This window comes from Flavobacterium aureirubrum, from assembly GCF_038739835.1.
Classification (GTDB): domain Bacteria; phylum Bacteroidota; class Bacteroidia; order Flavobacteriales; family Flavobacteriaceae; genus Flavobacterium; species Flavobacterium aureirubrum.
In genome coordinates, this window is the sequence record NZ_JBCGDO010000001.1 from 341,723 (window position 1) to 365,106 (window position 23,384).

Genomic DNA, 23,384 nt, shown 5'->3' on the forward strand with positions numbered 1-23,384 from the left:
TTGCAAATTTAGTACTAATCCTAAATCAAATGCTTAAATAGTATTAAAAATTTACAATTCAAATTCTTGTCCTATTAATGGAACACAACAATCAAAACCAAATTTTTCTTGAATTTTAATACGCAACTCGTCAGCAGGTTGATTTTCGCCATGTACTAAAAATACTTTTTCTGGTTTATTTTCTAATTCAGAAAGCCAGTTTATTAAATCTTTTTGATCGCCATGAGCAGACAATCCTTCAATTTCTTGTATTTTGGCTAAAACTTGGTAATATTTTCCATAAATTTTTATGTCGGTCGCACCTTCGAGTAGTTTTCTTCCGCGAGTTCCTTCAGCTTGATATCCAACAATGATAACCGTGGTTTCAGGCAAACTTATGTATCGCTCTAAATAACTCAATACTCTTCCACCAGTAATCATTCCGCTTGCAGCAATGACTACTTTGGATTGTTTGTCATAAATGGTAGCAATCGTTTCTTGATAATCAGAATTCATGGTAAACATTCGACACATTTGAACACATTCTTCCTCGGAAAGTTTATGCCACTTTTTATTATTCATAAAAATATCCAAAACACTTATTCCCATTGGCGTATCGATAATATATGGAATATCTGGGATTCTATTTTCTTTTTTTAATTGCCACAACAAATACATAATAGTTTGTGCTCTTTCTACAGCAAAACTTGGAATAATTATCGTTCCATTATTGTGAAAAGTATTGTTTATGTATGTTTCCAATAATAATTTTACATCTTCAATGGGGTGAATTCGATTACCATAAGTGCTTTCGAGAAAAATATAATCGGCTTTTTTTGGTTTTACTGGCGCATACATTAACACATCGTCATCCCGACCAATATCACCTGAAAAAACCAATGTTTTATTCTCTAATTTCAAGGCAATAGAACAAGCACCAATAATATGCCCTGCGTTAAAAAATCGGGCGGAAATTTCAGCATCTAAAGTCACTTCGTCATTTTGTTTTACAACTCTAAAAAGCGGAAAAACTTTTTCTGCTTGATCAACATTGTATAAGGGTTCGGCTTTTTCATGTTTTGAAAAATGCTCTTTATTTGCTCGTTCTGCTTCTTCCTCTTGAATTTTGGCACTGTCCAATAGAATAAGCTTCGCGATTGCGGCAGTCGGACTTGTGCAATAAATCTTTCCTTCAAACCCTTGGTTGACTAATCTAGGCAACCAACCGCAATGATCTAAATGCCCATGAGTTAACAAAACATAATCTATAGTTGAAGGCAAAATAGGCAAAGGTTCCCAATTGAGTTCACGCAACGGTTTTATCCCTTGAAATTGTCCACAATCTATTAAAATCCTAACTCCATTGCTTTCAATTAAAGTTTTAGAACCAGTAACGGTTCCTGCACCACCTAAAAATTTAATTTTCATCTTAAATATAATTACAAAGTTGAGCTGCTTCTTTCAAAACATTTTTAATTCTTGTAGGACTAAGTCCAATTTTTTCCAATATTTCTATGTTGTCAATAATTTCTCTTGCTAGAATAATATCTAAAACCAGTAGTTTATCTTTTTCTGCTAATGATAAAGTTGTTAAACACGTGATTGGATACAATTGCTGGTCATCAATTTTTCGGCGTAAACTGTTTGAATCAGGATAATCCCAACTCAATAATTTTAAACCAGAGCATTTTGCAAATAGAATTGCATCAGAGGTAAAACGATTATTAGTAACAATCCAACAACCTGATATAAAATCGTTTTTAGTATAAATTAAATGTTTTCTATCTTTCAAATCATTAAATCGGGATAAAATGTACATCGGAATTTTCACATCAGAATTAGCATCTTTACCAGCATGAAACTTACACTCAACCATTTCAATAGTGTTGTTTTTCATGATAGCAATATCTACTTCGTGTACCACACATTTACCCGATAAAAAAAGATTAGTTTGTGCCAAGAATCCCTCTGAAATAAATAAACGTGCGATATACTTTTCGAAGAAAAAGCCTGCCGGTCCGAGCATTTGAATAGCAGCACGTAAATTATAGCGCGCGGCATGAGAATTGGAAGCTTTTTTTAAAAGAGCAAAAGCCAATTTGTAGATTTGTTTCGTAGAAATTCCCTCGAAAATTTGGCTTTCGATTGTTTTCAATACTTCGTCCACGATGATTTTATTCGCACCCGATTTTAGTAGCGAACTTTTAAGTTTTTCTCGGTTAAAATCGACAATACTTCCAGAGTGTTTTACAATTTTCATAACAAACTAAATTAAATTTTAGTTTATAGAATAATAGTAAAGTTACGAAATAAAGGTTACTTTTTTACTTGTTTTTGATAATAAAAAGCAGGAATAAAAAGAAGGATGAAAATCGGTTGGATTAAAAAACGTCGGATGTAGAATAAAGTCATTTTATTTTCTTCGCCAAAAAAGTTAAGCACAAAAATAAAACTAATCATTAATACCGAACCTAATATCATATAGAGTAACATGGAGAACTTGACAATTTTTGTATCTTTAAAAATCACATACAACAAAAACAATGAAATTACTGAGTTGAGATAGAACCTGAATCCTAAACTAAAAAATAATTTAAAAATATTGATTTGCGGGAGAGGCGATTGAGAATACTCCGTTTTAAAATAATTCAAAAAAGGGTCATAAAATAAGTTGTCTTCAAATACTCTGATTAATATTAAGAGTAATAAAAGAAATATTGACCAAAATAATGTTTGTTTATTTTTTAGCAAAACTTGAAGCATAATTCGAATATTTATTAACCCAAACAACCCATAATAAAAAAATGACCCCATAAATTACCAGTGGGAAAATCACGCCGTGTAAAATATGTTCCATTTCCGGAAAAAAATACAATGCTATGCATAATAATGCTATTCTCGCAATATTCAATATGTGAATAATTAGAGTTCCTGTAAAAATAAAAATCAACGTGTTTTTTAATTTGCCTGTGAATGCCAGCGTAAAAGCGATAAACAGAATAATCACACTAATGCCGTTACAACCTTCAATAATTCGGGAGATGTATTTTCCCTTGTAAAATAATTTCACACTTGGTTCTTTGAGGTGAGCCATAGTATACGATTGGTTATCAATCCATGATAATACTGTAGCCGTTTGATTTGCCACTATTTGTGTAAAAGAATCGACCTCTGCCTTTGAACTATCAAAACGATTCAAATAAGATTGATAAACAACTGTCAAGATAATGTAGCTCAACACAAATTTTCCTAAAAAATATAAAAAGGGTTTGTATTGTTGTAACATATATAGAAAAGTAATTTTTAACAAATTTATATTAAATAAAAAAAGTGGAGTACTTACTTTTGCATAAAAATTGAAAAATGAATTTTGAAAATTTAAAACCCCAAGTTATCGCTATTCTTTCGGCTGAAAATGAAAGAGATGTTACACTTAAAAATCTTTGTCAATTCTTGTCTGAAAATGTAGATTATTACAATTGGGTTGGATTTTATTTCGCCAATCATGAAAATAATACACTGCATCTCGGTCCATATGTTGGTGCTGCAACTGACCACACGGTTATTCCTTTTGGAAAAGGAATTTGTGGACAAGTAGCGGTTTCTAATTCAAACTTTGTAGTGCCCGATGTTTCAGCACAAGACAATTACATCGCCTGCAGTTTTACTGTGAAGTCTGAAATTGTGGTTCCTCTTTTCGTCAATGGAATAAATATTGGACAAATTGATATTGATAGCCATGTGCTTGACCCTTTTACGGAAGCAGACGAACGATTTTTAGAATTTGTAAATCAAGAAGTTGCTAAGCTTTTTTGATAAATTCCACATAGTAAAACATCAATTCCAAAAGTATACAAACAAATACTCAGTCAAATTGGAATTTGGTCCCGAAGTTTCGGGAAAAAGATTGGATTCTTAAAATTAAATTTTATCTTTGCACCCGAATTGAGAAAGTCTTAATTCATACATAAGAATCATTTAAACAAATATTGGAATGTATTTAAGTAAAGAAACAAAAGCTGAAATCTTCGCTAAACACGGAGGAAAAGCTGAAAACACGGGATCTGCTGAAGGGCAAATCGCTTTGTTCACATTTAGAATCTCGCATTTAACAGAACACTTGAAAAAAAATCGTCACGATTACAACACTGAGCGTTCGTTGGTAATTTTAGTAGGTAAAAGAAGAAGTCTTCTTGACTACTTGAAGAAAAAAGATATCAATAGATATCGTGAGATAATCAAAGAATTAGGTATTAGAAAATAATACATAACTAAAGAGGTGCTTGCGCGCCTCTTTTTGTTTTATAATTAGATAAGAAAAGTTTCGGTTTTTCATTGGGTTACAAACAACTACTACAACAACTACAACACAACTAACCTAATAGTTTAACGAATAAATTTTATGATTCCAAAAGTAACCCAAGAAACAATCGATTTAGGCGATGGAAGAACCATCACAATCGAAACAGGTAAATTAGCAAAACAAGCCGATGGTTCAGTCGTAGTAAGACTAGGCGATTGTATGCTTTTAGCAACGGCTGTGTCAGCTAGAACATCTAATCCTAATGTTGACTTTTTACCTCTAACAGTTGATTACCGTGAAAAATTTGCAGCAGCAGGACGTTTTCCTGGCGGATTTTTCAAAAGAGAAGCGCGTCCAAGCGACAGCGAAGTTTTAACAATGCGTTTGGTTGACCGCGTTTTGCGTCCGCTTTTCCCTGATGATTACCATGCAGAAACCCAAGTAATGATACAGTTAATGTCGCATGACGAAAATGTTATGCCAGATGCATTAGCAGGTTTAGCAGCTTCAGCAGCTTTAGCTGTTTCAGACATTCCTTTTTATAACTTGATTTCTGAAGTTCGCGTGGCACGAATCGACGGAAAATTTATTATCAATCCGAGCAAAGCACAATTAGACTTGTCAGATATTGACATGATGATTGGTGCATCTTTAGACTCTGTTGCCATGGTTGAAGGTGAAATGAAAGAGATTTCAGAACACGAAATGGTCGAAGCTATCAAGTTTGCTCATGAAGCAATCAAAGTTCAAATTCATGCGCAATTGCGTTTACAAGAAGCATTTGGTAAAAAAGAAATTAGAACTTATGATGGTGAAAAAGAAGATGAAACTGTATATGCCAAAGTAAAAGCACATGCTTATGACAAATGTTATGCAATTGCTCAAGAAGCATCAGGAAAAAGTGAAAGAGGCGAAAAGTTTTCAGCAGTAAAAGCAGAATGTCAAGCGCTTTTTTCTGAAGAAGAGTACGCCGAAAATGCTGATTTAGCTGGTTTAGTTGGAAAATATTTTTACAAAACTAATAAAGAAGCTGTTCGCAACGTAATCCTTGAAAAAGGAATTCGTTTAGATGGAAGAAAAACAACCGAAATCAGACCAATTTGGTGTGAAATTGACTATTTGCCTTCTGTTCACGGTTCATCTCTATTTACACGTGGAGAAACTCAAGCTTTGGCAACGGTAACACTTGGAACCTCAAGAGAAGCCAATCAAATCGATTCACCATCAGAACAAGGAGAAGAAAAATTTTACTTACATTATAATTTCCCACCATTTTCAACTGGAGAAGCTAAACCTTTAAGAGGAACTTCAAGAAGAGAAGTTGGTCATGGAAACTTGGCTCAAAGAGCTTTAAAAAACATGATTCCTGCTGATTGTCCATACACCATTCGTATTGTATCTGAAGTTTTAGAATCTAACGGTTCGTCTTCTATGGCAACGGTTTGTGCTGGAACAATGGCATTGATGGATGCTGGAGTTCAAATGACGAAACCAGTTTCTGGGATTGCTATGGGATTAATTACAGACGGACAAAAATTTGCAGTACTTTCAGATATTTTAGGAGATGAAGATCATTTAGGTGATATGGATTTTAAAGTAACTGGAACAGCAGATGGAATTACAGCTTGTCAAATGGACATCAAAATTGATGGCTTGCGTTATGACATTATGGAGCAAGCTTTAAACCAAGCTCGTGATGGTCGTTTACATATTTTAGGAAAATTAACTGAAACAATTGCTACCCCAAGAGCGGATGTTAAAGTTCATGCTCCAAAAATTATCATGAGAACCATTCCAGGCAACTTCATTGGTGCTTTGATTGGACCAGGTGGAAAAGTAATTCAGGAATTACAAAAAGCTACTGGAACTACAATTGTAATCAACGAAGTTGACGAACAAGGAGTTGTTGAGATTCTTGGTACAGATCCAGATGGAATTGCAGCAGTTTTAGCTAAAATTGATTCTATCATTTTCAAACCAGCAATGGGAGAAGCTTATGAAGTGAAAGTGATTAAAATGTTAGATTTTGGAGCAGTTGTAGAATATACTGCAGCTCCAGGAAATGAAGTTTTATTACACGTATCGGAATTAGCTTGGGAAAGAACAGAAAATGTTACTGATGTTGTAAACATGGGTGATGTGTTCATGGTGAAATATTTAGGTGTTGATCCTAAAACTAGAAAAGAAAAAGTTTCTAGAAAAGCACTTTTACCAAGACCTCCAAGAGAAGAAAATAAAATTACTCCAAAATCGGAATAAATTAAATTTTTCAAATATATCAAACCCCAATTCATTTAGTTGAATTGGGGTTTTTGTTTTTAGAAAAAATTAAAAAAATACATATAGTTGATATTCAATTAGTTAATTTTATATAACAAACAAACTATAATTTTTTAAACAAGAAAATAAATTCATTCTAATTATATACAAAAATAAATTTTTATTTTTTTAAATTTTTTTAGCAAGATTTTTTTTTATTTTTCAATAATTATATATTTTTACAACTAACAAAATAATTTTTATATGAAACTAAAATTTTTATTTACACTGTATGCACTATTGTTTGTATCAGTATTCGCAACACAGGCTTCTTTTCCTGTTGAAAGAACGTCAACCATTACAACAACAAAAACCGCTGAGGTTAGAAAAGCAACTGAAGACTATTCTTCTCCAGCTGCAGCCGGAAGTGGTAAAAGTCAAGTTACAGCATTGATTTTAGTTGCTTTAGTTGGTGGTTTAGGGATTCACAGATTTTATTTAGGCTACACTTGGCAAGGAATTGTTCAATTGTTGACTTTAGGTGGATGTGGTGTTTGGTCTCTAATTGATTTAATTAGAATCATCACAGGAGATTTGAAACCAAAAAATGGAGCATACTCTAAAACACTGTAAAGAATTAAATGATAAGAAAAATTGTTTTTAAGATTAGAGTATGGACTACCATTCTTATACCGTTCATTCTCATATTACTTCCCGCTGATTTTTTTGATAGAGGTGAGACCGTTTGTCTTTCTAGACTTTTAGCTGGAATTGAATGCTATGCTTGCGGCTTAACGAGAGCAACTATGCACTTCATTCATTTTGAATTTTCAACAGCATGGTCATACAATAAACTTGTTTTTATTGTGGTACCAATGTTATTTCCACTTTGGGTAAAAGCATTTTACGAACTTAATGGAAAAACTTTACCAGGAATTTGGGGTAAGTTGACATAATTTTCAACAGTTTTCTTATTGAAAAAGTCACAATTTAAATTAAATTGTGACTTTTTTTATGCTGAATTTATTTAGTTTTTAATAATAGTAATAGATGTAGTCTCGCCTTTTTTCAAATTTGTAGTCAATTCAAAATTCCTATCCCCGTCAATTAACCTAATCATAGCCGTATTTAGGGTACGCTCACCTTCATTCAAAGCAACTATCTTAAATTTATTCTCATTCTCAATTAAATTTACCTTAATTGTTTTTTTCTTATTTGTTACTTCAATATTATCTAAAATACGTCTTGTATTATGGAATAAATCAATTCTATCACCGTCTTCGATTTTTGCATCCCAAACTTCAATTTCAATTTCGTTTGATGAAACAAAAATATTTAAATTCTGATTTTTTGTCAAACTATTAACTTTCAAACTATCTAGTATTGAAATTGGATTGAAATTATCTTTTATACTTTGTTCTACTTTTTTTGACTTTTGAATTTTCTCTTTAAATTTGGTTGCTATTTTTTCAATCTTTTTAATTCCAAACAACTCCAAACTACCATCAATACATTTCGATTTATTTTGAAAAAGTCCTTTGAAATTTCCTGACAACTTGTTATTATCATCAACAAGCTTGACTCTTCCAGCAAAATTTACAAAACAGAAGGAATCCTTACTCAATGGAGATTTTGTATATAAAATATTCTCTTCTTTAAACTGTATTTCTTTAGTTTTTGAATTATATGTTCCAGAAATTTTATTCTTTGTTTCATGATCACCCAAAAAATCAGTGATAGAAAACCCGTTAATTTTACCATTATTTACAGAAAAAAAAATCCTGTATGTTATTATAGTTTTTTTATCACCATTTAATTTAATCGCACCTATATACTCATAATTTTGTTGAGAAAAAGATAATGAAAAACTAAATACTAATAATAAAAGAATTTTTTTCATAGACAATTAAATTTAGGATGCAAATATATAAGTTATTACTACTATTTGAACTTGTTTAAATAAAAATTATAAAAATCCTAAACTAAAAAAAGAAATGAAATAACTGATTTAATTTATACATTCTGATTGAAAAATTAAGACTTAAAATAAATTATAAAAAAACAAAAAAATCAATTGACCTTTAATGAAGTTCATATACACAGAATTCAATTAAATACAATTATTCACAACTACCTTAATTAACTAAACCCACAATTAATAAAATATTATAATAAATATCTATTACCTGTAAGAATATTTGAAAATACATAATAACGTATTGTTGATATTAAAAAATTATTACCTTATTTGTAACTTTTTCATAATCTATAACGTATAACAACCTGAACACTTTAAAGTATAGGAGACAAAATACATGAGACAGCTTAAAATCACCAAGCAGGTAACCAATCGTGAGACCGCATCGTTAGACAAATATTTACAAGAAATTGGAAAAGTAGACTTAATCACTGCTGACGAAGAAGTAGAATTAGCACAACGAATTAAAGCCGGCGATCAACGTGCTTTAGAGAAATTAACCAAAGCCAATCTGCGTTTCGTGGTATCGGTAGCAAAGCAATATCAAAATCAAGGGTTAACGCTTCCTGATTTGATTAACGAAGGAAATTTAGGATTAATTAAAGCTGCGCAACGTTTTGATGAAACTCGTGGTTTTAAATTTATTTCATACGCGGTTTGGTGGATTCGTCAATCGATTTTACAAGCACTAGCTGAGCAATCTCGTATCGTTCGTTTACCATTAAACAAAATTGGTTCAATTAATAAAATCAATAAAATGTACGCTTTGTTAGAGCAATCTAACGAACGTCCGCCAAGCGCTGAAGAAATTGCAAAAGAACTAGACATGACAGTGAATGACGTAAAAGAATCGATGAAAAATTCTGGTCGTCACTTATCAATGGATGCACCGCTTGTGGAAGGAGAAGACTCGAACCTATATGATGTTTTACGTTCTGGTGAATCTCCAAATCCTGACAGAGAATTGATACATGAATCATTACGCACCGAAATAGAACGTTCATTAGAAACCCTAACACCAAGAGAAGCTGACGTAGTTCGTTTGTACTTTGGTTTAGGCGATCAACATCCAATGACATTAGAAGAAATTGGTGAAACTTTTGACTTAACTCGCGAACGTGTTCGTCAAATTAAAGAAAAAGCAATTCGCAGATTAAAACATACTTCAAGAAGCAAAATCTTAAAAACATATTTAGGCTAATCACCTATAAACGCAACAACAGTCTGATTAACTGTTTGTTTTTTGATTGATGATTGAAACTCCGGCTGATTACCGGAGTTTTGTTTTTTTAATCTGAACTCGTTTCAGATTCTCATGGAACTTGTTTCGAATTATTTAATTATAATTTACCTTTGTATCTAGAACAATTGCTGAAATATTTACAGAAAATCAGCATCAATACAACTAACTTTTTCAGCATTTTGTATGCTGAAGTAAATTCAGCACAAATGAAAAACACACTAATTGCGCCATCCATTCTCGCCGCCGATTTTGCCAATTTGCAACGAGATATCGAAATGATCAATACCAGCGAAGCAGACTGGTTTCACATTGACATCATGGACGGTGTTTTTGTACCAAACATTTCCTTTGGAATGCCAGTTTTAGAAGCAATTAAAAAACACGCAAAAAAAACAATCGATGTGCATTTAATGATCGTAGATCCTGACAGATATATTAAAACTTTTGCCGATTTAGGCGCAAATATCTTAACTGTTCACTATGAAGCTTGCACCCATTTACACCGAACATTACAAGCTATAAAAAAGGAGGGAATGAAAGCTGGAGTGGCATTAAATCCACATACGAATATACACTTACTAGAAGATATTATTAACAATATTGATATGGTGTGCCTAATGAGTGTAAATCCCGGATTTGGCGGCCAATCATTTATTGAAAATACGTATCATAAAATTGAAAAGCTAAAAGAATTAATCATCAGAAAAAATGCTTCAACCCTAATAGAAATTGATGGTGGTGTAACCGATAAAAACGCAAAGCAACTTATACAATATGGTGCAGATGTTTTGGTAGCAGGAAATTTTGTGTTTAAATCCGAAAATCCAATAAAAACAATTAGCGAGTTAAAGGCTTTATGCTCGTAACTTTTGCTGTCTAAGATTTAACATTCTGCCGACGTTTTCAAATAATTCAGGAAATTCGGTAGCAAACTGGTCTGGAGTTTCAAAATAATGTTCAATAATTACTGATATAAATTCAAATTGGTTGGTAAAGGCGTAAATTCTGAAGTAATTTGAATTTATCAGCCTTTCTTTATTTGGCAAATGAAAGACTTCTTTTAAAAGTTTTTCGTATTGTTTTTTAAAATTTAATGCCCCAGAGTCTTGACTTCGTAAACTATAGTGATGGATTACATGTGTAAACTCATGAATTCCTAAATTCAAATTATCATCACTAATCTCTTGTCCTTCTATAAAATGCTTCCACGAGAACACTACGGCTTTCAATCTTGGATTAAACTCACCTTTATGATTTTGTGTATTAATTTCGGAATAATATTCGTCGGGATAAATAATTATTTTATCAAAAACCGATACCAGATATCGCCGCATTCCAAAAGTTAACATTACATAAGTTGCCGCAATTATAGTTTTCATTTCATCAGTTATAACCAAATTTTCTCTCGGTATAAATTGATATCTATCAATAAATTTTACCAGTCGGTGATTGAAATACGTGCTTTGCTTGGCATTCAGCTTCGCATAAAAAGGCATGTTCTGCATTAAAATTGAACGTTGGGTTGAAGATATTTTCTTCGGATTTAGGTAGAAATGAACGTATAATGGTCTGTTTAAAAAAGCAATAGTTATATCATCAAGTAAGCTTAATAGAAATAAAAAAGCAAAATAAACTACTGTAAGTAGCAGCAATATTATAACTATTACTAGAATTATATAATCCATTTTTTAAAGATATAAAAAAAGCCCAAAATAAATTTGAGCTTTTGTGACCTCGGCAGGGTTCGAACCTGCAACCTTCGGAGCCGAAATCCGAAATTCTATCCAGTTGAACTACGAAGCCATTTTTTTTTAGCAAATAGTAAAAAAAAAGTTGCTCATCATTATTTGCAAATTACTTTTCACTAAACTAATAATTTTTTTACAATTGTAGAAATAGTTTTTCCCTCGGCTGTTCCGCCAAGTTGTGCTGTTGCTAATCCCATGACTTTTCCCATAGCTGCTATGCCTGATGCACCAGTTTCTGCAATAATTTTTGCAATTATGGTTTCTACTTCTGCTTCGCTCAATTGTGCTGGTAGAAATTTCTCGATGACCGCTATTTGCGCCAATTCTGGTTCGGCTAAGTCAGGACGATTTTGTGTAGTGAAAATCGAAGCACTGTCTTTGCGCATTTTTACCAATTTTTGAAGAATTTTGATTTCTTCAGATTCGGTTATTTCTTCTTTTGAACCACTCGAAGTTTGGGCTAATAGTAATTCTGATTTAATAGCACGAAGAGCTTCCAAAGCAACAGTATCTTTAGAACGCATGGCGTTCTTCATTTCGTCCATTATTTTAGTTTGTAAACTCATTATTATTGTAGAATTAATTAAAAATATTACAAATGCCTTTGCTTTTGTTTTTACAATTTTAAAGCCATGCGAAGATAAAAAAAATAACCCGAAAATTTCAATGAAATTTTCGGGTTAAGTATTTTAAAATTTATTGCAGACTAATCTACATTATCGTGCAAGAATGAATTGTTGTTACGAATTTGCAAATCATCGTTGCTATCAATACCTAATGACATTCTTGAGCTATTATTGCCGGTTTGGCTATTGTTTGACACATCAATACCAAGGCGCTTATACGCTGGTTCTTTTTCCATTTCGTCAACTCTAGAAGGATTATTATGGAATTTATAGTTAAACTCTTTTAATTTTCTTCTTCTCTCATCAGCTCTGTGTTTAAGTGTTTCTTCAATTGTCATTTCTACGGGAGAAACATCCTCAAAATGATTTACAGATGAAAGTGGTTTCTCTATTTCAACATTTTTCATCGTAATTTTTAACTCATCAGCGATTGGTTCCTCAACTACTTTTGCAACTGGCTTTGAATTTAATAGGTCGTTCTCTAATTCCATATATTCTTCCAAAGAATATTTGATTACACCTTCTTCATTTAACTCAGTAACAGGGACAAATTGAACTGCTTCGTTTACTTCGATATTGCGAGTTTCTGCTGTTAAATCAAAAATAATTCTGCTTTCTTCGGCTTCTGTAAGTGCTTCTGCTCTTTCGAAAGTGGGAGAAGCAGGCATATCAAATGTAAATGTAATTTGTTCGTCTACTTCAATGGTTTTTGGTTCAGCAACATTCATTTGCAATACTTCAGGCGTTGTTACGTTAAAATCGATATCGTTTATTGGCGATACAATTTCAAAAGTTACGTCGAGATTTCTTATAAAGTGATTCATAGCAATCAACTCATTTTGGTCGATGCTCGAAGTTACATTTGGCGCTTTAATTTCCTCATCAATTAATTCAAAAACAATTTTTTCTTCACTAACTTCTGCTGGACTTTCAATTTTAGTTTGGAAAATTTCGACTGGTTTTTGAGTTAAGTCACGTTCTAATTTATGTTCGCCATCAAGAGAATGGATGATTTTCGTGGCTTCGGTATTTACAATCCCGTTCTGTTGTTCAACATTAAAACCTGTAGCAATAATGGTCACTGCGATGGATTCCCCTAAATTTTCATCTTCACCAACACCCATAATGATGTTAGCATTGTGACCGGCTTCACTTTGAATGTGGTCATTAATTTCGCCAATTTCGTCGATAGTAATTTCGCTAGAACCAGAAACGATAAGCAACAATACGTTTTTAGCTCCTTTAATTTTATTGTCGTCTAATAGTGGCGAATCCAAAGCAGTAATAATTGCCTCTTTTGCACGATTTTCTCCAGAAGCAGTTGCAGAACCCATTATAGCTGTACCGCTATCAGAAAGTACTGTTTTAGCGTCTTTTAAGTCGATGTTTTGAGTATAATGATGAGTAATTACTTCTGCTATTCCGCGTGATGCTGTCGCTAAAACTTCATCAGCCTTCGAAAAGCCGGCTTTGAAACCAAGATTTCCATACACTTCTCTTAGTTTGTTATTGTTGATTACAATTAAAGAGTCAACTTGCTTTCTTAACTTTTCAACACCTAACATGGCTTGCTCGTAACGCACTTTTCCTTCAAACTGGAAAGGTTTTGTTACAATTCCAACCGTTAAAATGCCTCTTTCTTTTGCCAATTGAGCGATTACCGGTGCCGCACCAGTTCCTGTTCCACCACCCATTCCTGCAGTGATAAATACCATTTTAGTATTTGTATCTAACATTTTTTCGATGTCGCTTACGCTTTCTAATGCCGACTGCTGACCTACATCAGGATTTGCACCAGCACCAAGACCTTCTGTTAAGTTAACACCTAATTGAATTTTATTGGGCACAGGACTATTCTGAAGTGCTTGAGAGTCTGTATTACAAACTATAAAATCAACTCCATTTATTCCCTGTTTAAACATGTGATTGATAGCATTGCTTCCGCCGCCACCAACTCCGATTACTTTAATCACATTTGACTGATTTTTTGGTAAATCAAATGAGATGTTTCCAATTTCTGAGTTGCTTATCATACTATTTTGGTTTTATTTAATTTTATTCCGTTATTCTATTCTGCGTTGTCTAAAAAATCTTTAATCTTATCTACATAACGATCAAAAAATGACCTTCTTATTTTGTTTTCAGTTGTTTCTGTTTCTCTTTTCGCTTCTACTTCTTCATACACATTTGAAACTTCAACTTTTGGCTCAATAATAGGTTGTTGCACTACCTGCTTTGGCATTTCCTTTTCTACTTCTTTTAGTTCTATTTTGTAGGCACTATTTGAATTATTTTGAATACTATTCATAACTAATCCTACAGCTGTTGCATACAACGGACTAGAGATTTCTTCACCTGAATTTCCAGCTAAATGTTCGTTTGGATAGCCAATTCTAGTGTCCATTCCTGTAATATATTCTACTAATTGTTTGATATGTTTTAACTGCGAACCACCACCTGTTAAAACTATTCCTGCAATTAATTTTTTGCGCGGATCTTCGTGTCCGTATGCTTTAATCTCTGTAAAAACATGCTCTATAATTTCTACTACACGTGCGTGAATTATTTTGGATAAATTTTTTAAAGAAATCTCTTTAGGATCTCTTCCGCGCAATCCCGGAATTGATACTATTTCATTGTCTTTATTTTCACCTGGCCACGCAGAACCAAATTTAGTTTTTAACAATTCGGCTTGCTTTTCTATGATTGAACATCCTTCTTTAATGTCGTCTGTAATTACATTTCCACCGAATGGAACAACTGCAGTGTGACGAATGATTCCATCTTTAAAAATGGCTAAATCTGTAGTTCCGCCACCAATATCTATTAATGCAACTCCCGCTTCTTTTTCTTCTTGACTTAGAACTGCATCTGCCGAAGCCAAAGGTTCCAAAGTTAGTCCTGATAATTCGATCCCCGAACTTTGAATACATCTTCCTACATTTCTTATTGATGATGCTTGACCAACAACAACATGAAAACTCGCTTCCAATCTTCCACCATACATTCCGATTGGTTCCTTAATTTCTGATTGACCATCAATTTTAAATTCTTGAGGCAAAACATGAATTATTTCTTCACCTGGAAGCATAGCCAACTTATTCACTTGATCAATTAGCAACTGAATGTCTTTGCCGCTAATAACTTCCTCAGGATTTGCTCTAATAACATAATCTGTATGTTGAATACTACGAATATGTTGCCCAGCAATTCCGACCACAACATCATTTATTTTGTATCCAGAATTATTTTCTGCTTCGAGAACCGCTTGTTGGATAGATTGAATAGTTTGTGTAATATTATTAACAACGCCACGCGCAACTCCAAGACTCTTAGATTTTCCTACTCCCAAAATCTCTAGCTTGCCATACTCGTTTTTCTTGCCAATCATGGCAACAATTTTGGTTGTTCCAATGTCTAATCCAACGGCAATTTTTTCTTTTTCCATAATCAACTATTTAATGCAAACCACTTGCTTGGTAAACTTCAAATTAATCCTTTTGTATTTGTTCAATGTGCTATCCAAAATAGCATTCTGAAAAAATGCTTTATAATTTTTAAATTTTCTATCGATGTTAATAGCTTTTCCAAAATCGATTTGAAAATCGTAATTTCTATTTTTCATAATTAGACTTCCGCTTGGCAAAACTTCTACTCCAATGATATTTTTATTCAAAAAATCATCATGTATAATTTGCTTCAAAACTTCAGCTATTTTTTCTTTATCCAAAACCGCTATTTCCCCAGAAATCAAAGGCACTCTAGCCGAAAAATTCTCTGATAATGGCATCTTATTTCCCTCACTGTCAATATAAAAAGAACCTACTTCATTAAACACTCTTCCGATAGGTGATTTTTGTTCTACTACAGCTTTTAAAACCCCATCAACACTGACAAAAACATCAGCTTTTTGAACCACCTCTTGTCGGTTCACAGACTTTTCCAATTTGTTCAAATCTAAATCAACTTTATTGATTGTTTTTAGGTCTGTATTTTTTTCTATTAACAATTTATTAACCATTTCTTCCTTCAAAAAAAGAGTGTTTTTACCTTCAAAAACAACCACTGTTTTCTTAATTTTTCTCGTCTCATTTCGATGTGAGGTGAAGGAATACAAGAAAATTACCATCGCTATCATTACGATTAATCTAATGTTTATCCAACTAAAAAATTTCATAATAATGCTTCTTTAATTTTTGGAACTAATTCACCAATATCTCCAGCACCAATGGTCACAATTATTTTTGCATCACTTTTTAAAATTGCTGAAATTAAGGCGTCTTTTGAAACTAATTTCTTGTTGTTGTTTTCCATTTTTGACAATAACCAACTTGACGTTATTCCTTCCATTGGCAATTCTCTTGCTGGATAAATATCTAACAAAATCACTTCGTCAAATTGTGACAAGCTTTTAGCAAAATCATCTGCAAAATCTTTGGTTCTACTAAACAAATGTGGTTGAAAAACAGCCAACACTTTTTGGTTTGGATACAATTCTGAAACGGCTTGATACACCGCATTAATTTCGGTTGGATGATGTGCATAATCATCGATATAAACCAAATTATTCGACTTAATTTGATACGAAAATCGGCGTTGAATTCCTTTAAATGATGCCAAGGCTTTAGCAATGGACTCGGTTGGGGTACCATAAGTTTTAGCCATCGCTAAAGCCATCAAGGCATTCATTAAATTGTGTCTTCCTGGCAATCCAAATTGTAAATTTTTAATAATTTCTGAAGGCGTTTGTACATCAAAAACATAAAAACCATTTTCAATTCGGATATTGAAAGCTTTAAACGTGGATTCTTCCTCAATTCCAATTGTGAGTGCTTCGAGAGGCAAACCTTTTGGAACAAATAATTTAGTTTTATCTTCGACTTTGTCTGCAAATTCTTTAAAGGTGTCTTCTATTGCAGTGGCATCACCATAAATATCTAAATGATCAGCATCCATTGAGGTTATGCAAGCAATATTTGGATACAAATGCAAAAAGGAACGGTCAAATTCATCCGCTTCAACAACAGTGATTGTTTTTCCGCTACCAATTAAATTAGAATGATAATTTTCGACAATTCCACCAAGGAAAGCTGTTACATCAGCACCACTTTCATACAATATATGCCCAAGAATACTTGATGTTGTCGTTTTTCCGTGTGTTCCCGCAACTGCGAAACAAAAAGTATCTTTAGTAATAATTCCTAAGACTTCAGCACGCTTTTTTACTACATAATCCCTTTCTAAAAAATAATTCCATTCTAAATGCGAAACTGGAACCGCTGGAGTTATAATTACAAGCGTGTTTTCAACATAATATTCTGCTGGAATTAAACCAATATTATCTTCAAAGTGAATATTCATTCCGCCAGCTATCAATTCGTCTGTCAATGTTGTAGGTGTTTTGTCGTAACCCGAAACATTTTTGCCAATGTTTTGGAAATAACGAGCCAAAGCACTCATTCCGATGCCTCCAATTCCGATGAAATAAACGTTATGTATTTGGTTTAGGTTCACTTTATTTTATCAATTTTATTATTTGCTCAACTATATCTTTTGTAGCATTTGGCTTTGCCAATTTTTTCATGTTTTCACTTAGACTTTTTTGCAAATTTTCATCATGAATTAGTTGGTTAAAGACCGTTTCAAATTTTTCATCCAACTCACTTTCTTTAATTAGTAATGCGCCATTTTTATCCACAATTGCCTTAGCATTTTTGGTTTGATGATCTTCGGCTACATTGGGCGATGGAATAAAAATAGTTGGTTTTCCCACCAAACATAATTCCGAAACCGATGATGCTCCAGCTCTGGATATCACAAAATCGGCTGCGGCATATATCAAATCCATTCGGTCAATAAAAGCTACTACTTGTACATTTTCTTTTTCATTGAAATGTTTGTACTCTTCAAAATATAATTTTCCGCATTGCCAATAAATTTGAATTCCTGTTGACAAAAGAAAATCTAATTCTTTTTCAATTAATTGATTCACTCTTCTTGCTCCAAGACTTCCGCCAAGGACTAGTAGTATTTTTTTATTAGAATCTAATTTGAAATAGGAAATTCCCTCTTGCCTTTTATTTTCGATATCCAATAAATCTTGTCGCACTGGATTTCCTGTGAAAACAATTTTAGCTGACGGAAAAAATCGCTCTAAATTTTCATAGGCCACACAAATGGCGTTGGCTTTTTTGCTCAATAATTTATTGGTAATTCCAGGATAGGAATTTTGCTCCTGAATAACCGTTGGGATATCCATACTATTGGCTATTTGTAATAAAGGTCCGCTTGCAAAACCGCCAGTTCCTATAACCACATCGGGCTTGAAATTTTTTATAATTTGTCGCGATTTCCACAAACTACTTACTAGTTTCAAAGGAAACATTGCATTTTGCAGTGTTAGTTTTCTTTGCAAACCAGCAATCCACAATCCTTCGATTTTATAGCCAGCTTGCGGTACTTTTTGCATTTCCATCTTGTCTTTGGATCCAACGAAAAGAAACTCCGCTTCGGGAAAACGAGACTTTAATTCATTAGCAATGGCAATCGCAGGATAGATATGTCCTCCAGTTCCGCCACCGCTTAATATGAATTTCAGTTTTCTCATTTTTAATTTCTTTTTAAAATTGGTTCCAATGGGTTTGCTTTATCTTCAATAGAAAAACTTTCCTTCTCTGCTTCTTCGTCTTCTTTCAATTGCTTGTCAATCATTCGTTGCAATGCTTCATCCCGTTTTTTACTCTCGGCTTGTTCTTCGGCAATTTCTTCGTCTTTTTTGGTTACGCTTAAAATAATTCCAAGCGCAATACAAGTCATCCAGATAGAACTTCCGCCCGAGCTAATCAGTGGTAAGGTTTGTCCGGTAACAGGTAATAATTCTACGGCAACGGCCATATTGGTCATGGCTTGAAAAATAATGGGGAAACCCAATCCCACGACAACCAATTTTCCAAAAAGCGAATTGGCTTTATGAGCTGCAACCACAAATCGGAATAAAAGCAACAAATACATGCTCAATACCAAAAAACCACCAAAAAGCCCATATTCTTCGACGATGATGGCATAAATAAAATCGGATGAGGATTGTGGTAAAAAGTTTTTTTGCACGCTTTTTCCAGGACCAAGACCATAAACTCCACCCGACGCAATAGCAATTTTTGCTTTCTCTATTTGATAATCATCTTCATCAGGTTTATCCGTAGTAAAATTATCAATACGCGCGATCCAAGTATCCACGCGATTAGGGAAAGCATCAGGAAATGCTTTGGCTACCAAAATAAAAAACAGCAAGCCAATAATGCCGGCACCTAGAATAACCGCGATGTATTTTAAAGGATATTTTCCAATAAAAACTAACATAATTACCATGGAAAAAATGAGTGCTGCCGTCGATAAATTGGCCGGAAGTATAAAAAATATCGTGATGAAAACGGGAGTCCATAATTCCCATAATGAATTTTGAAAAGTGATAGGTGTATCTCGTTTTTTTGATAAATAGCGCGCCACGAAAACAAATAAAACTATCGCTGCCAAAGTGGATGTTTGGAATGTAATCCCGATAAACGGAATTTGTATCCATCTACTTGCATTTGCACCATCAATTATAGTTCCTTTTAATAAAGTATATGCCAATAAAATCCAAACTATTGGCAATACTATTTTTGAAATGGTCTTGAAATAGTGATAGGGTATTTTGTGTACTTTATAAATAATATAAAACCCGATGAGCACTTGTGCGCCGTGTTTTAACAAATAAGTTAAGGCATTTCCTGAACCATGACGCATGTAGGCTAAATTACTACTCGCGCTAAAAACAGGCATAAACGAAAATAGCGCCATCAAAGCGACGAATGCCCAAATGACTTTATCTCCTTTTAAACTTGTTATTAGTTCTTTCATTGTTGCTACTATATCTTAAATTTTCAATTTCAAATAGTGCTATTTCAATTTCAAATAGTGCTTTTTCAATTTCAAATAGTACTATTTCAATTTCAAATAGTGCTATTTCAATTTCAAATAGTGCTATTTCAATTTCAAATAGTACTATTTCAGTTTCAAATAGTGCTATTTCAGTTTCAAATAGTGCTATTTCAGTTTCAAATAGTGCTATTTCAATTTCAAATAGTGCTATTTCAATTTCAAATAGTACTATTTCAGTTTCAAATAGTGCTATTTCAATTTCAAATAGTACTATTTCAGTTTCAAATAGTACTATTTCAATTTCAAATAGTGCTATTTCAATTTCAAATTATAAATTTTGTACTGCCACTTTAAATTGATTTCCTCTGTCTTCATAGTTTTGAAATAAATCAAAACTGGCACAAGCTGGTGATAGTAGAACAGCATCACCTTTTTCGGCAATGTGTTTAGCAGTGATTACAGCATCACGCATATTGTCAACCTCAACCATCATATCAACCACATTTCCAAAGGCGTCAATAATTTTTTTGTTATCAACACCTAAGCAAATAATTGCTTTTACTTTTTCACGAACCAACGACATTAATTCGGTGTAATCATTTCCTTTATCAACACCACCAACAATCCAAACCGTGGGCACAGTCATACTGTCCAAAGCAAAGAAAGTTGCATTCACATTAGTTGCTTTGCTATCGTTGATGTACTGCACGTTTTGAATTTTCAATACTTTTTCTAAACGATGAGTAACACCTTGAAAATTGGATAAACTTTCACGAATAGTTTGCTTTCTGATTTTCATCAATTGGGCCACAGAAGCAGCTGCCATTGCGTTTTTCATGTTGTGTTTTCCCTCTAGAGAAACTTCTTCAGTTTTCATTTCAAATTCTTCGTTGTTGATGATAATGTCCATAGTGTCGTCGTTTTTTATAAATGCCCCATTTTCAAAAGTTTGTGTTAGTGAAAACGGAATTAGTTTTGCTTTTGTTTTATGCTGTTGTAACCAGATTGAAATTGCTTCATCGTCTGCATCGAAAATGAGGTAATCATTCTCTGTTTGGTTACTTGTTATTCTAAATTTTGATGCGATGTAATTTTCATATTTATATTCGTATCGATCTAAATGATCTGGACTTATATTGGTAATTAAAGCGATGTCTGGTCTGTATTTAAAACATCCGTCTAATTGAAAACTACTCAATTCTAGGACGTAACAATCATAATCCTCTTCGGCCACTTGCCAAGCGAAGCTTTTACCAATATTTCCTGCCAAACCCACATTTAATCCTCCAGATTTTAGCAAATGGTAGGTCAACATGGTTGTGGTTGTTTTACCGTTACTTCCTGTAATTCCAATGGTTTTCGCTTTTGTAAATTGAGCGGTAAACTCAATCTCAGAAACTACAGGTACTCCTTTTGCTAAGAGTTTTTGAACAATTAACACTTTATCTGGAATACCTGGACTTTTCATCACTACGTCAGCATTTAGAATTAAATCTTCTGTATGCTTTTCGTCCTCCCATTTGATATCATATTGTTTAAGAACGTCTTTGTAATTGTCTTTAATTTTTCCAAAATCAGAAAGAAAGACCTCGTAACCCTGCTTTTTACCTAAAATAGCTGTTCCAACGCCGCTTTCTCCACCACCAAGAATTACTAATCTCATATGAATTAAAAATTAAAAATCAATAGATAGTATGATCTACTTTTTACCTTTAAGGGTAATAATAATTTTTGCTAATATTCTTCAAACTTCGTCTGCTTCCTTGTAAATACTGTCAAATTCAATTTTTGAAATATATTCAGTTTCTTTTAGAAGTTTTAACCAGTATATTGTTTCTCTAGCTTCTTTATAGGAAATACTTAATTTTGCTAGAAAATCTTTTGCAGAATATCCACCAATTGATTCTTCAATATTAGCCCCAATAGATGTTCCACTTCTCAACAATTGTTTACTTAGAATAAATTCTTTTTTATTATTAATTAAATATTTGTAAAGGTTAATTATTCTTACTGCAAACTGAAAAGACTTGTCTTGAATAATATTATCTTTCATATTCTTAATTTTTAATTCTTGATTTTTGATTATCATTTTTTAATTATCGAAGCTTTAATGTTACAATAGAAACAATAGCCAGTATGATCGCAACAATCCAAAAGCGCGTCACAATTTTACTTTCGTGATAACCTTTCTTTTGATAATGATGATGTAATGGCGACATCAAGAAAATACGTCTTCCTTCGCCAAAACGTTTTTTGGTATATTTGAAATAAGAAACTTGAATGATAACCGATAAATTTTCAGCAAAAAAGATGGCACACAAAACAGGCAACAACAGTTCTTTTCTAACAGAAATAGCTAAAACTGCAATTATTCCGCCAATAGTTAGACTTCCGGTATCGCCCATAAAAACCGTTGCCGGATAAGAGTTATACCAGAGAAACCCAATTAAGGAACCCACAAAAGCCGATATAAAAACCGTCATTTCGCCTGAATTGGGAATGTACATGATGTTCAAATAATCGGAAAAAAAGATATTTCCGGAAACAAAAGTGAAAATACCCAGTGCCAAAACGGATATCGCCGAAGTTCCAGCAGCTAAACCATCTATTCCATCGGTAAGATTAGCACCGTTAGAAACCGCAGTGATAATAAAAATTACGATGGGAATAAATACTAGCCAAGCCCAGTTTTGATAATCATCTGTAAATGGTTCTAGAATTTTTGCGTAATCTAACTCATTGTTTTTTGTGAACGGAATAGTAGTCGTTGTTGATTTAAGTTCTCTCGGTGTTTGAGAAATTACATTTTGCGTTTGATTGTAAGTTAAAGGCACATTAGTTTTTTCTCTTACCGTTACGCCAGGATGAAAATATAATACTGAGCCCACAATTAGTCCTAAACCTACTTGTCCAATTACTTTGAAAATTCCTTTTAAACCTTGTTTATCTTTTTTGAAAATTTTGATATAGTCATCAATAAATCCAATGGTTCCCATCCATAATGTAGTTACAATCAAAAGAATAACGTAAATGTTATTTAATTTTGTTAACAAAATCACTGGAATCAAGGTAGAAATAATGATGATTAATCCACCCATTGTTGGTGTTCCTGCTTTTTGAGTTTGTCCTGCAAGACCAAGTTCGCGAACGGTTTCACCTACTTGTTGATTTCTCAAAAAAGTGATTATTTTTTTACCATAAATAGTTGAAATCATCAAGGATAAGATTATTGCTAAAGCAGAACGAAAGGTGATATATTGAAAAACTCCAGTTCCTGGAACATCCATTGTTTTATCGAGGTATTCAAATAAGTAGTATAACATATTGG

Annotated in this window: 24 protein-coding genes and 1 tRNA gene; 8 read left to right on the plus strand and 17 right to left on the minus strand. The window is 33.0% G+C overall.

Features of this window, described 5'->3' with window-relative positions:
• Positions 1-51: 51 nt before the first annotated feature.
• The 4 genes from WFZ85_RS01525 to xrtF are packed head-to-tail and all read right to left on the minus strand — an operon-like array spanning position 52 to position 3,265.
• Complete coding sequence (locus WFZ85_RS01525) at positions 52-1,407, minus strand: MBL fold metallo-hydrolase (RefSeq protein WP_342694517.1); 1,356 nt, start codon at positions 1,405-1,407, stop codon at positions 52-54.
• 1 nt (position 1,408) lies between these two features.
• Positions 1,409-2,239 (minus strand): ATP cone domain-containing protein, encoded by an 831-nt coding sequence (locus WFZ85_RS01530; RefSeq protein WP_342694518.1) that lies wholly within the window; start codon positions 2,237-2,239, stop codon positions 1,409-1,411.
• A gap of 56 nt (positions 2,240-2,295) precedes the next feature.
• Positions 2,296-2,742: an exosortase F system-associated membrane protein gene (locus tag WFZ85_RS01535; protein ID WP_413789721.1), complete on the minus strand. Its 447-nt coding sequence runs from the start codon at positions 2,740-2,742 to the stop codon at positions 2,296-2,298.
• Positions 2,717-3,265 carry an exosortase family protein XrtF gene (gene xrtF / locus WFZ85_RS01540; RefSeq protein ID WP_342694520.1) on the minus strand — a complete coding sequence of 183 codons (549 nt, stop codon included), beginning with the start codon at positions 3,263-3,265 and terminating at the stop codon, positions 2,717-2,719. The genes WFZ85_RS01535 and xrtF overlap by 26 nt, the downstream gene beginning before the upstream one ends.
• Before the next feature lie 77 nt (positions 3,266-3,342).
• On the opposite strand from xrtF, the gene WFZ85_RS01545 reads away from it, so the two are divergent.
• The 5 genes from WFZ85_RS01545 to WFZ85_RS01565 all read left to right on the plus strand — a co-directional run bounded on the left by WFZ85_RS01545 (position 3,343) and on the right by WFZ85_RS01565 (position 7,497).
• The gene (locus WFZ85_RS01545; protein ID WP_342694521.1) at positions 3,343-3,795 is read left to right on the plus strand and encodes a GAF domain-containing protein; all 453 of its coding nucleotides are present in this window, start codon (positions 3,343-3,345) and stop codon (positions 3,793-3,795) included.
• 178 nt (positions 3,796-3,973) lie between these two features.
• Complete coding sequence (gene rpsO, locus WFZ85_RS01550; protein WP_342694522.1) at positions 3,974-4,243, plus strand: 30S ribosomal protein S15; 270 nt, start codon at positions 3,974-3,976, stop codon at positions 4,241-4,243.
• Between the two features lie 138 nt (positions 4,244-4,381).
• Positions 4,382-6,541: a polyribonucleotide nucleotidyltransferase gene (locus WFZ85_RS01555; RefSeq protein ID WP_342694523.1), complete on the plus strand. Its 2,160-nt coding sequence runs from the start codon at positions 4,382-4,384 to the stop codon at positions 6,539-6,541.
• Between the two features lie 264 nt (positions 6,542-6,805).
• On the plus strand, positions 6,806-7,174 hold the full coding sequence (locus WFZ85_RS01560) for a TM2 domain-containing protein (RefSeq protein ID WP_288110652.1): 369 nt from the start codon (positions 6,806-6,808) through the stop codon (positions 7,172-7,174).
• A gap of 8 nt (positions 7,175-7,182) precedes the next feature.
• Positions 7,183-7,497 carry a DUF2752 domain-containing protein gene (locus WFZ85_RS01565; protein WP_342694524.1) on the plus strand — a complete coding sequence of 105 codons (315 nt, stop codon included), beginning with the start codon at positions 7,183-7,185 and terminating at the stop codon, positions 7,495-7,497.
• 71 nt (positions 7,498-7,568) lie between these two features.
• Here the strand turns inward: WFZ85_RS01565 and WFZ85_RS01570 are convergent, their stop codons facing one another.
• On the minus strand, positions 7,569-8,441 hold the full coding sequence (locus WFZ85_RS01570) for a hypothetical protein (RefSeq protein WP_342694525.1): 873 nt from the start codon (positions 8,439-8,441) through the stop codon (positions 7,569-7,571).
• 415 nt (positions 8,442-8,856) lie between these two features.
• Between WFZ85_RS01570 and WFZ85_RS01575 the strand changes: the two genes are divergently transcribed.
• Both WFZ85_RS01575 and rpe read left to right on the plus strand, forming a co-directional pair.
• The gene (locus tag WFZ85_RS01575) at positions 8,857-9,720 is read left to right on the plus strand and encodes a sigma-70 family RNA polymerase sigma factor (protein ID WP_007804760.1); all 864 of its coding nucleotides are present in this window, start codon (positions 8,857-8,859) and stop codon (positions 9,718-9,720) included.
• A gap of 248 nt (positions 9,721-9,968) precedes the next feature.
• A complete protein-coding gene (gene rpe / locus WFZ85_RS01580) occupies positions 9,969-10,628 on the plus strand; it encodes a ribulose-phosphate 3-epimerase (RefSeq protein ID WP_342694526.1) in 660 nt (219 codons plus the stop codon).
• On the opposite strand, the gene WFZ85_RS01585 is transcribed toward rpe, so the two are convergent.
• The 9 genes from WFZ85_RS01585 to WFZ85_RS01625 all read right to left on the minus strand — a co-directional run bounded on the left by WFZ85_RS01585 (position 10,617) and on the right by WFZ85_RS01625 (position 20,035).
• Positions 10,617-11,447 (minus strand): zinc-dependent peptidase, encoded by an 831-nt coding sequence (locus WFZ85_RS01585; protein ID WP_342694527.1) that lies wholly within the window; start codon positions 11,445-11,447, stop codon positions 10,617-10,619. The genes rpe and WFZ85_RS01585 overlap by 12 nt on opposite strands.
• Before the next feature lie 44 nt (positions 11,448-11,491).
• Positions 11,492-11,565: transfer RNA gene (locus WFZ85_RS01590), tRNA-Arg, on the minus strand.
• 61 nt (positions 11,566-11,626) lie between these two features.
• Positions 11,627-12,076, minus strand: coding sequence for a GatB/YqeY domain-containing protein (locus WFZ85_RS01595; RefSeq protein ID WP_342694528.1), 450 nt, complete (start codon positions 12,074-12,076; stop codon positions 11,627-11,629).
• Between the two features lie 140 nt (positions 12,077-12,216).
• Positions 12,217-14,169, minus strand: a complete 1,953-nt coding sequence (gene ftsZ / locus WFZ85_RS01600) for a cell division protein FtsZ (RefSeq protein WP_342694529.1) — start codon at positions 14,167-14,169, stop codon at positions 12,217-12,219.
• A 35-nt stretch (positions 14,170-14,204) separates the two neighbouring features.
• Positions 14,205-15,584: a cell division protein FtsA gene (ftsA, locus tag WFZ85_RS01605; protein ID WP_342694530.1), complete on the minus strand. Its 1,380-nt coding sequence runs from the start codon at positions 15,582-15,584 to the stop codon at positions 14,205-14,207.
• A gap of 6 nt (positions 15,585-15,590) precedes the next feature.
• On the minus strand, positions 15,591-16,313 hold the full coding sequence (locus WFZ85_RS01610; protein ID WP_342694531.1) for a cell division protein FtsQ: 723 nt from the start codon (positions 16,311-16,313) through the stop codon (positions 15,591-15,593).
• Positions 16,310-17,650, minus strand: a complete 1,341-nt coding sequence (gene murC, locus WFZ85_RS01615; protein WP_342694532.1) for a UDP-N-acetylmuramate--L-alanine ligase — start codon at positions 17,648-17,650, stop codon at positions 16,310-16,312. The genes WFZ85_RS01610 and murC overlap by 4 nt, the downstream gene beginning before the upstream one ends.
• A 1-nt stretch (position 17,651) precedes the next feature.
• Positions 17,652-18,743 (minus strand): undecaprenyldiphospho-muramoylpentapeptide beta-N-acetylglucosaminyltransferase, encoded by a 1,092-nt coding sequence (murG, locus tag WFZ85_RS01620; RefSeq protein ID WP_342694533.1) that lies wholly within the window; start codon positions 18,741-18,743, stop codon positions 17,652-17,654.
• 2 nt (positions 18,744-18,745) lie between these two features.
• Complete coding sequence (locus tag WFZ85_RS01625; protein ID WP_342694534.1) at positions 18,746-20,035, minus strand: FtsW/RodA/SpoVE family cell cycle protein; 1,290 nt, start codon at positions 20,033-20,035, stop codon at positions 18,746-18,748.
• On the opposite strand from WFZ85_RS01625, the gene WFZ85_RS01630 reads away from it, so the two are divergent.
• The gene (locus WFZ85_RS01630; protein ID WP_342694535.1) at positions 20,017-20,415 is read left to right on the plus strand and encodes a hypothetical protein; all 399 of its coding nucleotides are present in this window, start codon (positions 20,017-20,019) and stop codon (positions 20,413-20,415) included. The genes WFZ85_RS01625 and WFZ85_RS01630 overlap by 19 nt on opposite strands.
• Here the strand turns inward: WFZ85_RS01630 and murD are convergent.
• The 3 genes from murD to mraY form a co-directional block, all read right to left on the minus strand.
• The gene (murD, locus tag WFZ85_RS01635) at positions 20,385-21,719 is read right to left on the minus strand and encodes a UDP-N-acetylmuramoyl-L-alanine--D-glutamate ligase (RefSeq protein WP_342694536.1); all 1,335 of its coding nucleotides are present in this window, start codon (positions 21,717-21,719) and stop codon (positions 20,385-20,387) included. The genes WFZ85_RS01630 and murD overlap by 31 nt on opposite strands.
• 81 nt (positions 21,720-21,800) lie before the next feature.
• Positions 21,801-22,109, minus strand: coding sequence for a four helix bundle protein (locus WFZ85_RS01640; protein ID WP_342694537.1), 309 nt, complete (start codon positions 22,107-22,109; stop codon positions 21,801-21,803).
• 43 nt (positions 22,110-22,152) lie between these two features.
• Positions 22,153-23,379, minus strand: a complete 1,227-nt coding sequence (gene mraY / locus WFZ85_RS01645) for a phospho-N-acetylmuramoyl-pentapeptide-transferase (RefSeq protein WP_342694538.1) — start codon at positions 23,377-23,379, stop codon at positions 22,153-22,155.
• Positions 23,380-23,384: the final 5 nt, after the last annotated feature.

Coding starts and splice junctions, on each gene's coding strand:
- WFZ85_RS01525 (WP_342694517.1), bottom strand. CDS start 1,407: ATGAAAATTAAATTTTTAGGTGGTGCAGGAACCGTTACTGGTTCTAAA.
- WFZ85_RS01530 (WP_342694518.1), bottom strand. CDS start 2,239: ATGAAAATTGTAAAACACTCTGGAAGTATTGTCGATTTTAACCGAGAA.
- WFZ85_RS01535 (WP_413789721.1), bottom strand. CDS start 2,742: ATGCTTCAAGTTTTGCTAAAAAATAAACAAACATTATTTTGGTCAATA.
- xrtF (WP_342694520.1), bottom strand. CDS start 3,265: ATGTTACAACAATACAAACCCTTTTTATATTTTTTAGGAAAATTTGTG.
- WFZ85_RS01545 (WP_342694521.1), top strand. CDS start 3,343: ATGAATTTTGAAAATTTAAAACCCCAAGTTATCGCTATTCTTTCGGCT.
- rpsO (WP_342694522.1), top strand. CDS start 3,974: ATGTATTTAAGTAAAGAAACAAAAGCTGAAATCTTCGCTAAACACGGA.
- WFZ85_RS01555 (WP_342694523.1), top strand. CDS start 4,382: ATGATTCCAAAAGTAACCCAAGAAACAATCGATTTAGGCGATGGAAGA.
- WFZ85_RS01560 (WP_288110652.1), top strand. CDS start 6,806: ATGAAACTAAAATTTTTATTTACACTGTATGCACTATTGTTTGTATCA.
- WFZ85_RS01565 (WP_342694524.1), top strand. CDS start 7,183: ATGATAAGAAAAATTGTTTTTAAGATTAGAGTATGGACTACCATTCTT.
- WFZ85_RS01570 (WP_342694525.1), bottom strand. CDS start 8,441: ATGAAAAAAATTCTTTTATTATTAGTATTTAGTTTTTCATTATCTTTT.
- WFZ85_RS01575 (WP_007804760.1), top strand. CDS start 8,857: ATGAGACAGCTTAAAATCACCAAGCAGGTAACCAATCGTGAGACCGCA.
- rpe (WP_342694526.1), top strand. CDS start 9,969: ATGAAAAACACACTAATTGCGCCATCCATTCTCGCCGCCGATTTTGCC.
- WFZ85_RS01585 (WP_342694527.1), bottom strand. CDS start 11,447: ATGGATTATATAATTCTAGTAATAGTTATAATATTGCTGCTACTTACA.
- WFZ85_RS01595 (WP_342694528.1), bottom strand. CDS start 12,076: ATGAGTTTACAAACTAAAATAATGGACGAAATGAAGAACGCCATGCGT.
- ftsZ (WP_342694529.1), bottom strand. CDS start 14,169: ATGATAAGCAACTCAGAAATTGGAAACATCTCATTTGATTTACCAAAA.
- ftsA (WP_342694530.1), bottom strand. CDS start 15,584: ATGGAAAAAGAAAAAATTGCCGTTGGATTAGACATTGGAACAACCAAA.
- WFZ85_RS01610 (WP_342694531.1), bottom strand. CDS start 16,313: ATGAAATTTTTTAGTTGGATAAACATTAGATTAATCGTAATGATAGCG.
- murG (WP_342694533.1), bottom strand. CDS start 18,743: ATGAGAAAACTGAAATTCATATTAAGCGGTGGCGGAACTGGAGGACAT.
- WFZ85_RS01625 (WP_342694534.1), bottom strand. CDS start 20,035: ATGAAAGAACTAATAACAAGTTTAAAAGGAGATAAAGTCATTTGGGCA.
- murD (WP_342694536.1), bottom strand. CDS start 21,719: ATGAGATTAGTAATTCTTGGTGGTGGAGAAAGCGGCGTTGGAACAGCT.
- WFZ85_RS01640 (WP_342694537.1), bottom strand. CDS start 22,109: ATGAAAGATAATATTATTCAAGACAAGTCTTTTCAGTTTGCAGTAAGA.
- mraY (WP_342694538.1), bottom strand. CDS start 23,379: ATGTTATACTACTTATTTGAATACCTCGATAAAACAATGGATGTTCCA.